Source organism: Desulfomonile tiedjei (assembly GCA_016212925.1).
Classification (GTDB): domain Bacteria; phylum Desulfobacterota; class Desulfomonilia; order Desulfomonilales; family Desulfomonilaceae; genus JACRDF01.
Genome location: JACRDF010000031.1, coordinates 45,298 through 58,938 on the forward strand (window position 1 = coordinate 45,298; position 13,641 = coordinate 58,938).

8 protein-coding genes are annotated in these 13,641 nt (G+C 55.0%); 3 read left to right on the forward strand and 5 right to left on the reverse strand.

Features of this window, described 5'->3' with window-relative positions; all coding sequences use genetic code 11:
- Positions 1-15: 15 nt before the first annotated feature.
- Complete coding sequence (locus tag HY913_13140; GenBank protein ID MBI4964217.1) at positions 16-2,466, forward strand: hypothetical protein; 2,451 nt, start codon at positions 16-18, stop codon at positions 2,464-2,466.
- Positions 2,467-3,002: 536 nt separating this feature from the next.
- Here HY913_13140 and alaS read toward each other — a convergent pair.
- Complete coding sequence (gene alaS / locus HY913_13145; GenBank protein MBI4964218.1) at positions 3,003-5,636, reverse strand: alanine--tRNA ligase; 2,634 nt, start codon at positions 5,634-5,636, stop codon at positions 3,003-3,005.
- Positions 5,637-6,099: 463 nt separating this feature from the next.
- On the opposite strand from alaS, the gene HY913_13150 reads away from it, so the two are divergent.
- Positions 6,100-6,582 carry a hypothetical protein gene (locus HY913_13150; protein MBI4964219.1) on the forward strand — a complete coding sequence of 161 codons (483 nt, stop codon included), beginning with the start codon at positions 6,100-6,102 and terminating at the stop codon, positions 6,580-6,582.
- 589 nt (positions 6,583-7,171) lie between these two features.
- Positions 7,172-8,476, forward strand: coding sequence for a hypothetical protein (locus tag HY913_13155; protein MBI4964220.1), 1,305 nt, complete (start codon positions 7,172-7,174; stop codon positions 8,474-8,476).
- 860 nt (positions 8,477-9,336) lie between these two features.
- Here HY913_13155 and HY913_13160 read toward each other — a convergent pair.
- The 4 genes from HY913_13160 to HY913_13175 form a co-directional block, all read right to left on the reverse strand.
- Positions 9,337-9,636 carry a hypothetical protein gene (locus HY913_13160; GenBank protein ID MBI4964221.1) on the reverse strand — a complete coding sequence of 100 codons (300 nt, stop codon included), beginning with the start codon at positions 9,634-9,636 and terminating at the stop codon, positions 9,337-9,339.
- A gap of 112 nt (positions 9,637-9,748) precedes the next feature.
- On the reverse strand, positions 9,749-10,819 hold the full coding sequence (locus HY913_13165) for a glycosyltransferase family 9 protein (GenBank protein ID MBI4964222.1): 1,071 nt from the start codon (positions 10,817-10,819) through the stop codon (positions 9,749-9,751).
- The gene (gene lpxK, locus HY913_13170) at positions 10,816-11,856 is read right to left on the reverse strand and encodes a tetraacyldisaccharide 4'-kinase (protein ID MBI4964223.1); all 1,041 of its coding nucleotides are present in this window, start codon (positions 11,854-11,856) and stop codon (positions 10,816-10,818) included. Before lpxK ends, HY913_13165 begins: the two co-directional genes overlap by 4 nt.
- A 1-nt stretch (position 11,857) precedes the next feature.
- Entirely contained in the window at positions 11,858-13,624 is a 1,767-nt protein-coding gene (locus HY913_13175; protein MBI4964224.1) for an ABC transporter ATP-binding protein, read from the reverse strand.
- Positions 13,625-13,641 lie beyond the last annotated feature (17 nt).

Sequence of the window (13,641 nt, forward strand, 5' to 3'; positions counted from 1 at the left end):
AGAGGAGTTAGGGACATGATTTATGACAGCACCAACGAAGAAGCCGCCTTGGCCAGGGGTGTTTCCAGAGGGCAGCTGGAAGTCATGCAGAATGCACTCGGACTCACCAACGCGGATATCAGTAAACTCTCCGAGAAAGCTTTGCTCAAGGCCATTCGTAAGCTGGAGGCCCCGGACCGCCCGCGGCAGCGCGTGGCATATCAACGTCTACAACTGGTCAACGATCGCGGTGAGATTCCGCCGAACGCCCAGCAGAATGCCCTTAGACAGCTCGATAGCATGCGCCTACGGGCACGAGCACCACAGGTCGCGGGGGTCCCCAGCGGCCCGGCGATTGATGCAAAGAGCTTGGCGCCTCCTTTCCTGCCACTTGGAGCGGGGATTGCGCCGGGTGCGGCAAATTGGGTATCCATCGGCCCCGGGAACGTGGGTGGACGAACTCGTTCCATAGTGATACATCCCGCACGGCCTGACAGCATTTGGATAGGAAGCGTCGGAGGAGGGGTGTGGTTCAGCTCCAACGGCGGGGCATCGTGGGCACCTGTGGACGATTTTATGGCCAACTTGGCCGTCTGCTGCATGGTCATGGAGCCCACTAATCCGGATATCATTTACGCAGGGACCGGTGAAGGATTCCCAAACGTGGACGCTATTCGAGGCGCGGGGATCTTTAGGACTCAAGACGGAATTCATTGGTCTCAAATTGGCTCGACCGTTACGCCGGATTTTTACTACATCAATCGCCTCGCCTGCGCAAGTGATGGTTCCGTGATGCTGGCAGCGACCAATACTGGCATCTGGAGGAGTGCGGACAGAGACCGGAGTGGCTGGACGAGGACCCTCGTCGCCGAGATTGCCGATGTGAAATTCAGTCCTACCGAAAGCCGCCGTGCTGTCGCAGGCGGCCTTAGAAACGGGATAGGTTACTGGTCGGACGATGGAGGCGTGAACTGGCATCAAGCGGCCGCCAACGGAGTGTGGAGCGGGAGAGTGGAGCTTGCTTATTCCGTCAAAAATCCTTCGATCGTGTATGCTTCTGTCCAGGGCCAGTCTGGGGAGATATGGCGCTCAACTGATGGGGGCAAGACCTATAAGCAGATGCAGGGTCTGAGCGTTGAGGGCAGCATCGCGAAATTTCTTGGAAAACAGGGTTGGTATGACAACGTGATATGGGCCGGCGATCCCACCAACTCCGATCACGTCATCGTGGGAGGTATAGACCTGTGGAGGAGTACCGATGGAGGCAATACGCTGCGCAGGGTCAGCAAGTGGGATGAGGCCGCGTCCGCTCACGCCGACCACCACGCCATAGTGTCTCATCCCCACTTTGACGGCGCAACCAATAAAACTGTCTTCTTTGGGAACGATGGAGGAATCTATAAGACAGCTGACGTGACCACGGTTGGATCGGATGAGGAACGGCTTCTCGGTTGGGTCAAACTCGTGAACAACTATGGTGTCACCCAGTTCTACGGAGGCGCGGGAAACTCAACCACCGGCACCATCGTCGGTGGCTCGCAGGACAATGGTACCGTCAGCTATCTCCCAGGTCAGGGCGCCTCGAAATGGGCAAACATATTTGGAGGTGACGGAGGATTTGTAGCATCCGATCCATCGGACGGCCGATACTTCTACGGCGAATATGTGAAGTTGACGCTTTTCCGAAATTCAAACGGCGCTGCAAACGATGACGATTGGCTGAACAACCAGATCTGCGGCGTGTTCTGGAACACCGCTATTGGATACTGGGATTGGAAGCCATTACCGTTCACTATTCCAGATGCGAAAAGCGAAAACGCATTGTTCATTTCCCCCTTCATAATGGATCCGAACAACCCTGAGTGTATTCTAGCCGGAGGGCTGTCGCTCTGGCGAACAAATGATCCCAGAACTCCCAACACCAATTCGACAGGCCCCTCATGGACCTCCATTAAGGGGGGCACCGGACAGTTCATAAGTGCCATAGCAGTTGCGCAGGGCAATCCGGACCTTATTTGGGTTGGATACCTAGGCGGGGCATTGTACAAAACCGCGAACGGGACTAATAGTTCTCCATCCTGGCAGTTGGTTGACGACGATGGTTCGGTCGCCAAGCTGCCCAATCGCTTCTGCACTCGGATTGTAATCGATCCGAGCGATCATCAGGTAGTGTACGTCATGTTCGGCGGCTACGAGAACACAAATCTCTGGAAGACGACTGATGGGGGCAGCACTTGGACAGGCCTAGGCAATGCATTGCCGGCAGCCCCCGTGCGAACGCTCGCGATCCATCCGAGGCAGAGAGATTTCCTCTATCTGGGCACAGAGGTTGGGGTGTTCACCAGCGAAGACGGTGGGGCGAGTTGGTCTCCCACGAACGAGGGACCTACGAACTGTCCGGTTTATGAGCTTTTCTGGATGAATGAGACGCTCGTGTGTGCAACCCACGGCCGGGGCATGTTCCAGATCGATCTATCAGGCGTTTAGCATCTGGTCTATTTTTCACCAATGCGCTTTCCATTGAGTGATACGAATCCTTGTCCAACGGACAAGACCAGGATGAACTGAAGCTGGGCTTACTCGAACAACCGGACAAAACGTTTACCACGCGGGACGTTGGTGCCGTACCTTCAAAAACCCCTGGAAAAGGCGCTGAAACGACCATTGATAACCAATTCGGGAGGCTCATATGAAACCTCGCAGGGGCAGCAGAACACAGCGTGGATCGGTGGAAAAGAAGAGGGAATTCTGTCTATTCGATTGCAGCTTCGTAAACTATGTCACAGAACTCGTGTAAAAGGCGAAACCCCATGCAATTACTGGGCGGGATCAACGGGCGGAACGATAAATGTGAGAAACCATAATGCTGTAACCAAGGGGAACCGTCCCGCGGGACGCGGGATTCCCCTTCGGTTCCGGAGCGATGCGGTTCGCTTCGTTCACCGTATCCTACCAGGACCTGGCCGATGCCCAGGTTTTGTGCCGGATCCACCATTAGAATCAGAGGCGTTATTCAATCTCGATCAGGGTGTGACGAATTCGTCGATAGTCTTCAAGGCATCGCCAAGCGCGGCAACGTTGGGGCCGCCGGCCTGGGCCATGTCCCGCCTTCCGCCTCCTGAACCGCCCAAAACAATAGCAGCCTTCTTCGCGATCTCGCCTGCATTGAACCTTTTCGTGAGGTCTTTGGTCACAAGAGCTATCAGGAGAGCCTTGCCGTCGGCCTCGGCCCCCAGCAGCGCCACTCCCGAACCGAGCCTATCCTTGACACGATCCGCGTATTCTCGGAGGTCTTTCGGGTTGGACACGTCTTCGACTACTTGAGCCAGTACTTTGACGCCGCCTACTTCCCGAACGCCTTCCAGGATGTCCCTAGTTACACCCGCGGCCAGCTTGGCCTTGAGAACCTCCACCTCGCGTTCCTTGGCTTTCTTCTCTTCAATTAACTTGTCGAGCCTCCTGACAAGCTCCCCGCGAGAGCCTCGAAGATGTTCCGCAAGCTCACCCAGTTCATTCTCCAGGGAACGAACGTAATCCAGAGAGCCTCTACCCGTAACCGCTTCGATACGACGCACACCAGCCGCGATTCCACCTTCACTCGTGATCTTGAAGAGGCCTATATCACCGGTTCTGCGAGTATGCGTGCCTCCACACAGTTCCTTGCTGAAGTCGCCCATAGAAACCATGCGAACAGTGTCCCCGTATTTTTCGCCAAAAAGTGCGATCGCGCCCTCCCCTGTGGCCTCAGTCATTGACATGGTTGTAGCTTGAACCTGAACATTCTCTTGTATCTTCCGGTTCACAAGATCTTCCACTCGAGCCAATTCCTCCGGCGAAATGGACGAGAAATGCGTGAAGTCGAATCGCAGTCTTTGCGCTTCGACCAGCGAGCCGCTCTGCTTCACGTGGTCTCCCAGAACCTCTCTGAGAGCCCATTGCAGGAGATGAGTGGCTGAATGGTTGGACATGATGGAACGCCGATCCGGCTCATCCACCTTCAAGTTTACCTTGTCGCCCACTCTAAAGCTGCCGGCTTTGACCAGCCCTCGATGGACGATCAGGGTGGGAATAGGCTTCTGAGTGTCTTCGACCAGGATTTGGTCTCCGTTGTGACCTATGATTCCACGATCTCCAACCTGTCCTCCCGATTCTCCATAAAAGGGTGTTCTGTCGGTAATGACTTCCACTCGTTCGCCGGGATTTGCATCGAGGACTTGCTCGCCGTCCTTTAAAATGACCTTAATGATGCCTGTATCGTCAAGGGTTTCATAACCGGTGAACTCAGTTGCGATCCCCTGGTCAACCAGTCCGCGCAGATGTCCGCCGTTTTCGCCCTTCATGCCGTCCCACGACTGGCGGGCCTTGGCTCGTTGCCCGGCCATTGCGGCATCAAATCCGGCATTGTCGACGACAAGTCCTGCTTCTCTGGCCAGATCCGTTGTAAGGTCCGGCGGAAAGCCGTATGTGTCGTAAAGGCGAAATGCAACGTCGCCGGGGAGGACCTTTTCCCCTCTGCCACGAACACGTTTGGCCTCCTCCTCGAACAGAATCAAACCCCTTGCCAGGGTTTCGAGGAAACGTTCCTCTTCGTTTCGAATCACCTTTTCCACCAGCACCGCATGGGTTTCCAGCTCAGGGTAGGCGGAGGACATGTTCTCCACCACCACTCGAGAGGTGTCATAAAGAAAGGGCTCATTCAACCCTATGAATTTGCCGTAACGAATGGCTCTTCTCAGAATACGGCGCAGCACATATCCGCGACCTTCGTTGGAAGGCAACACACCGTCAGAGATGAGAAACGCCGCTGCCCTGCTATGGTCCGCGATCACCCTGATGGCGATGGAATCCAAATCGCGACCTTTGCACTCCTTGCCGGACAGTTCCTCTATCCGCAGGATTATCGGCCGGAACAGGTCCGACTCCCAGTTGCTCTTCACACCTTGCACCACAGCGGCGAGTCGTTCGAGCCCCAGGCCGGTATCGATGGATGGCTTGGGCAGAGCAGTCATTTTGCCGGACGAGTCTCTTTCAAACTGCATAAATACCAGATTCCACAGTTCCAGAAAGCGGTCACAATCACATCCGGGCGCGCAGTCCGGTCTGCCGCACCCGACCTCTTCGCCGAGGTCGATATGTATTTCTGAACATGGGCCGCAAGGGCCTGTGTCACCCATGCTCCAGAAATTGTCTTTTTCTCCCAGTTTTCCGATCGGGTTGGCGTTGGGACCGAGGACTTTGCGCCAGAGTTCCAGGGCTTCATCGTCGTCCCGGTAAACTGTCACGTGAAGCTGTTCTTTGGGGAGTCCTACGACCTCGGTCAGAAACTCCCAGCCGAATGCAATTGCATCTTTCTTGAAATAGTCCCCAAAAGAGAAATTCCCCAGCATTTCAAAAAAAGTGTGGTGCCTGGCAGTATGTCCCACATTTTCCAGATCGTTGTGCTTCCCGCTAACTCTGAGACACTTCTGAGCGGTCACTGCCCGGTTGAAAGGCCGCTTCTCTTCACCGGTAAAAATACTCTTGAACTGGACCATTCCAGCATTGGTGAAAAGTAGAGTGGCATCCCCGGACGGTATTAGCGACGAGCTAGGCAGTCGGACATGGCTCCTCTCCTCGAAGTATTCCAGAAATTTTTCTCGCAGTTCAGCACCCGTCATGATACCTCCGGACTGAGTCGGTCGGTCCGATTTTTCAGCTTTGACATCTTTCGTACAAAATAAAGATTATGCCCGTAGACTTCTTGTGCAAGTCAGTCCGAACTTACTACGGCCGGACGTTTGCCGATAAGAGTCCGCTTGCCCTGGATGAATATTCTACAAGCGTGGCAAAGAGGCCTCGGGCCGATCTCCTCCGCCACAAACGCCGCTCCGACCGCGTAGCCGGCTCACCTTCGGAGACCCGCCGGAACCGCCACCAACCTTCTTCGTTGCTTGAAAGCGAACTCGAATCGCTCAGAAAGGGACTCGAATCAGCGGATTACCTGCTCGCACTTTGGCGGGAATCTTTTCGGAAACCTAAGCGATCCCGGAATTGCTAACATTATCACATTATTCAACGTCCTTGCAAGGGTTGCATGATCTTGTTATTCTCATCGGAATAGATACGCGGAGCTGAATACGTATGAGTATTCGTTTTCATTGTGACTGCGGAGCCTCCTTCGAGGTCCCCGACGATCAAGCGGGATTGGCGGGAAGATGCCTTGGATGCGGCACACAGTTGACCATCCCTGAAAAGAGTCAGATCCCGGTAGACATTACTCCGGCCTCGGCTGACGCCCCGCCGGTGGATGAAGCCGCGGCCCCGAGGACAACATCCGTGCGCGGCCTTTATTGTCCCTTTTGCGGGGCCTTTACCGGGCATGAAGCCATCACTTGTCCCGGCTGCCGTAAAACCGTCAACCAGGAGCTACACCCGCCCAGCCAAAAGATTCCTTTTACGCCTTTGGACTGGCTGTTGGTCACTCTGCTGGCTCCTTCGGGATTGCTAACAGGCTTCATCCTGCTATTGGTGGGCAAGAGGAAGGGCCTGGACATGGTTGGAATAGCTGCCGCTTCCATGCTTATCTGGTGGTTTGTTTTCATCATTATGGGATGGATAGGGTAACGGGGTGATTGCCCATAGGCCGTAAAGTAAGGTTCGCCGCTTGCCATGAACCTGGCGTCCCGCAGGGACACTTTGATAGTAGCCGGGTGATTTATCGCCCGGTAAGCGACACAAGACAGTCTCCCGCGTCCCGGAGGGACGCAAGAAGCGGGAATGCTAGGATTCTTTTTTCAGGCGTCCCTCCGGGACGCGAGAAAGGTTTCTAGTTCACAGCTCACCCGGCAATGACGAAAATGTCTCAAAACCCTGAAATGGACGGAATTCAGAGTAGGGGCGCTTCGAGAAGCGCCCTGATTTCGGGCGGTTCACGAACCGCCCCTACCCAAACGACCGCCCGGGTCATAATTATGAGACAGTCTCCGAATTGCCGGGCTACTATCACAAGGCCCCTCCGGGGCCGACAGCTAGTTACACGCTGCTTATTTTAACACCTGTAAGGTGCTTGCCCCGCTATTAGTTCGGAAAAGCGCTTGGCTTTTCTTAGTATTTTAGTAAGATTTATTGTGCACGCGACATACTAATTGGGAATGGGAGGGCCGACAAAATAGAATCCAAGACGACAAGCTCTTCTTCTCGAAGATGGGAATGGTTGGAGGAAAGCCCCCTGCCCATTTGGCTGTGCTACATCGCGGCGGCAGCGGTAGCCGTCGTTGTGGGCTTTGAAACGGGATTCTCACCGAGGGACCTGGGCACATTCGAAACCGTCCTGGTACTGGCGCTGGCTTTACCGGCCGGGTTTCTTCTCGTTCCTTCCCTTTTCAGCCTCGCGTCTTATTTTGTCTTTATCCCCTCCATATCCACCGATGGGCATCTCTTTTCGAGAGTTCACGGCACACATCTACTGCATCCTTTGACTACGTCAATTGTCCTGGGCCTCCTCGCCTTGTGCATAATCACAGGAAGTTCCGCGGGACTGGCCGTCTGGGGTCTACTTTCCGTTTTCTATGTGGCGCACACATGGCTGGTCGTCAGACGCATCCGGCATGAAGAACTTGCCAATGGTCAAAATGGTGCCAGGATGGGGACAGGTTTTTCCGTAATGAACCTCATTCTGGGGGGTGAATTGATCACCCTGGCCGCCGGCGCCAAACCCATATCTCCGTGGCGCCTGAACACCCTTCCCGAAGATACGTGGGTGGTAGACGTTCGCACAAAAGCAGAATTCCACTGGAATCGACTCCAAGGAGCCGAGAATTTTCCTTGGGGCGCGGGAGTAATCGACGCGGCCAAAGATGTCCCGCGAGACCGTCCTGTGCTTGTCGCTTGTTTTTCGGGCCACCGCTCCCCGGCTGTTGCCGTCATGATGAAGAAGCTGGGCTTCAAGACCGTGTACAATCTCAACTGGGGAATCCTTTACCTGATACTTCTCGAACGGGGACAAAAAACCGAGGGCAAATTCGGCCTCACTCGCGCCCACCGTGATCCGAACCGGCGAGGCGCGGATTTCAAGGGAATATCCATCGGGTATGTGACCCTGGCCGTGCTTGCCCTCATCGTCGCGCCCATCGAATACTCGTTGTCTCCACCATCGGATTCGCCTTTTAGGGAGATCGCCGGCGGGCTCCTTGGATTTGGAGGACTGCTGCTGGGATACCTGAGTTTTCGCGCGCTTGGCAGAAATTTCAGGGTTTTTGCAGCCCCCAGGAGAAGTGGAACGCTGGTGACCACCGGTGTGTATTCCAAGGTACGCCATCCGATGTACACTGCGACCATAATGGCCGTGGGCGGCTACATTCTCTATTTCGGAAGCCTCTTCGCTCTTCCCTTGTGGCTTGGCGTGATAATTCTCTACGTGATCAAAGCGGTGAAGGAAGAACGCCTGCTGGGCCGGCATTACCCGGGGTACGAACAGTACAGCCGGCGAACGTGGAGATTCATCCCTTTCGTATATTAGGGACCATTCAGCTACCAGGTGGAATGGTTGTTTCTCTGTCATTGAGAGAAGTGCGATCTCACGTTCCGCGGAAAGGCAGGCTTACCACGTTTACTCACACATGGCTTCCTCGGCTCTTCAGCGGAGTCGAAAAATGAAGGTCCTCCCTCACCTGCAACTGAACCCCTAGAGTATTACATCTATATATATTGACAACCGTGCGATCTAATTGATATAATATATCCAACATGATCCCTGGATCTATTCGGAGGCCCCTCATATGATAATATTCAAGTCAGCTCTAGTATTGCTTGTCATGATAGCGTTCCTCTTAGGATTCCAAACCGGTGCTTGTGCGGAGGAACGATTCGGTCCCTGGGCCTATTTTGCTCCGTATTATTTCCCGCCGGACAATAGCTGCCTTGGCAATTTCTGCTCTCCCGCGGACTACATGCCGCGATACGAGTCGCCAAACCCTCCGAAGCCCTGCTACGGCGGCGACTGCGCTTTCCCCAGCATGCCGGTGCCTCCTCCGCGTCGAATGGCTCGGAAAGGGCCTCCCACTGGACCGGTTGGCTCTCCGGGGGCGGTTTTGCCGCCACCTGTCCGCGGTAATCAGGCTCAATTGGGATCTTCATTGAAGCCCGTCAATCAGCCTGTAGGCCCGAACTTAGGCGGTCCCAGGCCGGTCAATCATCCCGGGCCACAACAGAGAATCGTGCCTGTGCCCGCCGGGCCCAATCAAGGCAGATGACGAAAAAGCGATTTCACGCTGCCTTGGGCGCCATGGACCTCTCAGCCTTCTGAATGTAGGTCCGGATAGAATACAAAACCCCTCTGAGGAAGGCTCAGAGGGGTTTTCTTGTTTACGCGTCTCGATTTTATACGTGTTCATGGGCTTCGCGGGTCCTGAGCACGTCCACCAGTTCCCAAACCGCTCCCACCAATAAACCGAGCCATCCAATGAAATAGGATACTACGCTGGCAAAGTGCCAAACTGCCGCCAGGCCAAATCCCTCAAGCGGCAGCACACCGAAGGCTGCTGTCAGCATGAAGAAAAGGCCCGATGCTCCTACCAGCTCAAAGGGTTTCCGATGTAGTTCATAGCCTGCGTGTTTGCCAAACAGAGGGGCTATCAGCGCGGCCACAGCCAGAAACAAGGTCTCATAAACCATCACCATGTTCGGTCACCTCCAAGTATAGTGTCATCATAAAAATATACACTGCCGAATAGCCAAGCAATATCACCCCGGAGGCGTCAAAGGTGTACTTTGTCCATAAGCAAGAATTGTCTCACCACCCCAACAATGTGACGGTTTCGTCAAAAACAGCCTGAGGCTTCAAATCCTCTAAACATCTCCTGTTTGCGCAGGACCGCTTCCGGCATCCAAGGCAATCCAGGCCCGGTACCTGGACCACGCGGTGCCCGGTACCATAAGGACCCACCTTATCTGGATCGGTCGGACCGAACAGGGCCACAACCGGTGTGCCGACGAAGGCCGAAATGTGCATGGGTCCCGAATCCACCCCCACGTAAACGTCCGCGGCTTCAATAAGCGCCACAGCCTCGGCCAAAGACAGTTTTCCCGCTGCGACAATGGCCGGAGACTTCATGCGCTCCACGATCGTCTCTATGTAGGCCGAGTCTTGAGGGCTTCCCGCAAAGACAACCCGCGCGCTCTTCCGGTCGATTAAGGAGTCGGCCAATTCGGCCCAACCATGTACGGTCCAGAACTTGGTTGCCCATCGGGCGGCAGGGCTTGCGTAAACCAGGCGATCAGACGACTCTACTCCTTGCTCCTTCAGGAAAGCGCGGACTTTGTCCCGAGCCGCGGGGTTTACAATCACCCTGAAATCATCAGGGCAGACCGTGCAGCCCAAGTACGCGGCAAAGGCGAGGTTCTTGTCCACAGCGTGGGGAAGCGCCTTATCGGTGTGTATGAGGTGGTTCTGAAACCTTGTGTTCAGCTCTTTGGCGTCATGAAAGCCGACTCTGAAGCCGTTGGGATTGGCCAGTCCCAGCAAGCCGCTCCTGAAGCTCGCATGAAGATCCAATACCAGATCGTACGGCCGTGCTTTGAACCTCCCCCTGAGTTGTCTGAGCGCCCGAAAAGTGGCTGCCGCGGCTCGCACGAACGCTCCACGTGAAGCCTGAGGGTCGCTGGTGGAAGGGATAGATATCGGGATCACTTCATCCACCGCAGGGTCGTATTCTATGATTCCGCGGAACCCATTTTGGATCACCCATCCAATGTGGCACGACGGATAATTGCGTTTGATCGCGTGCACCAGAGGCAATGTGTGCACCACGTCTCCCAGGGAGCTGGGCTTGATCACAAGTATTCGCTTGCCGTCCGGGTTCATGGTGATACCGGTTTCGCGGTCATGAAACGTTGCAGAACTGCCCGGAACTCTTCCTCTTGTTCCACCGTCATGTCTATTCGCAGGGTCCCGACCCGCGGGTTCGCCTTGAACCAAGCGGGGAGTTTAACCCAGTCCTTCTCGGTGAAGACGACTGCAGCGGTGGCCGCTCGGCTAAGGATGTCTCTGAGTTCATTATCTGAGAAACTATGATGATCCTTGAAGATCAAGTGATCTATCACCTTCCAGCCCAGCTTCTCCGCGGTTGTGCGAAACCTCTCCGGACGAGCTATCGCTGATGCCAGAATCACCTCTTGACCCGCCAAGAGATCCGGCGAGACAGCGCTACCGGAACCGTCTCCCATTAAAAGAGCTGTGGGGGCAACTTGACTCGTGAACACCGGCAGCCCTCGAACGTAGGGCAAGGCCGGTGCAGGGACCGCAGCTTCGCTGCCGACCAACACTATCATCTGAGCCCGCCGGAGCGCGGAGAGTGGCTCTCTCAAATAACCGAGAGGAAACATTCTATCTTCCGCACCGGTCAGCAGCACTACGTCTACATCCCTGTGCAGCGGGAGATGCTGAAACCCATCATCAAGAACGATGATGTCGCAGTCGAACAGTTCCACAGCCGCTAAGACAGGATCTATCCTCCTGCGCCCTATTATCACCGGCACATGGGGAAGGCGATGCGCAATGAGAAACGGCTCATCTCCGCACACAGACGGAGCCACCACAGGCTCATGGTTGGATCCGTCTCCGACCACAAGATAGGGCAGCCGATTGGCACCCTTGTAGCCGCGACTTACCACGGCAGGCTTCCAACCTTGCGTTTGGAGCAGGTCCGCGAGGTAAATCACGAAAGGGGTTTTCCCGCTGCCGCCAAGGACAAGATTGCCCACCGACACGATGCGGACCGGCGCCTTTTTGGCCGCGAGCAATCCCCAGCGGTACGCGGTTTCCCGCACCTTCTGCACCGCATGGTACCCCGCAGCGGGAATGGACAGCAGAGTCTTCAGCGGTAATGAAGCGGCGCTCATTCTAAATAGGGACTGCGGAGACCGCGGGAGTATCCTCACGGGAGGAATCGTCGACTGCGAACTGGAGGTTATATATTCTTGCAAATTCTCCGTTTCTGGCCAAGAGTTCGTCGTGGCTTCCCTCTTCCGCTACATGTCCGTTCACAAGAACATAGACGCGGTCTACATTGCGGATTGTAGAAAGTCTGTGTGCCACGACCAGCGTGGTCCTGCCCTTCATAAGCTCTTCAAGAGCCTGCTGGACCGCTTTCTCAGAATCGGAGTCAAGATTGGATGTGGCCTCATCCAGGATGAGGATAGGAGGGTCCTTCAGTAGTGCTCTTGCTATTGCTATTCGCTGGCGCTCTCCGCCGGAGAGCTTGATTCCATCCTCACCGATAGGGCTGTCGTACCCTTGAGGGAGACCCATGATGAAATCATGCGCGTGAGCCGCCTTTGCGGCCTCCACGACCCTGTCCAACGAGAGGTCCGGCCGGCCGTAGGCGATATTGTTGCGCACCGTGTCATCGAAGAGGATGGTCTGCTGAGTGACAATGCCGATGTTGTCCCGGAGCGAACGTTGTGTCAGGTCACGCACGTCCTTGCCATCAATCAGCACGCGGCCGGAGGTTACGTCATAAAAGCGCGGTAGAAGGTCCAACAGCGTACTTTTCCCAACTCCGCTCTCTCCAACTACGGCAACTGCTTCCCCCACTTTGATCCTGAGCGTTACATCCTGCAGAATCGGCTCGCTGTCGTACGCGAAGATCACCCGGTCATAGAGGATCTCCTCTCGTACACTTTCGAGCCGCTGAGCGTCCGGCCCGTCAATCACGTCAGGCGAGGTGTCCAGTAATTCAAATATCCGCTCTCCGGCCGCTACCCCCTCCTGAATCGTCATGTTTGCCTCATTGATCCTTTTTATGGGCTCGTAAAGCATGAAGAGAGCGGCTATAAAGGAGAAGAAGGTGCCTGGTGTGGAGGTCCCGTTGATCACCTGAAGCCCGCCGTAAAAAAAGATGGCGGAAACTCCGAGGCCGCCCAGCGTCTCCATCACCGGATTCGACAAGGCCCTCACTTTGAATCTTCGCATGAATGAGTTGAAGAGCTGCTGATTGACTTTTCGGAACCGTGCACGCTCATAGTCTTCCATCCCGAAGGCTTTGACTATCCTGATGCCGGTGATGGTCTCGCTCAATCGCTCGGTTATGTCTTCCAGGGATATGAGCATTCGCGTGGAATAGCGCTTGAGCTTTTTTCCGAAATTTAGCAGCGGATAAACCGCGAGAGGAAAAACAACCATCGCCATCAGAGCCAGCCAAAAATCCCTGTAAAACACAACGAATACCAGTGCCACCACCGTAACCGCGTCGCGCACTATCCCCGTGATAGCGCTGGTCATTGCCCCTTGCACCAGGGCTACGTCGTTATTCATCCTGGAAAGCAGCTCACCGGTGGAATGTCGAACAAAATATGCTACGGACATTTCTTCCAGTTTGGAGAACATCTGCTCTCGAATATCTTTGATAACGCTCTGCCCGATGTAAGCCATCAGATAGTACTGCCCGAAATCGCAGACGCCCTTGAGCATGTAAACAAGGGCCACCGACAGGGGAATCAGGAGCAGCATCGTCCGGTCTTTTTCGAAGAATATATCGTCGAAAGCGGGTTTCACCAGAAACGCTAGGGACGCGGTTAGGCAAGCGACACCGATCATGCAGAAGCCGGCTATTATAAGCCGTGACATGTAGGGCTTGAGATATGTCAGGAGCCTCTTATAAACGTACATGAATCAGGCTTGCCTCG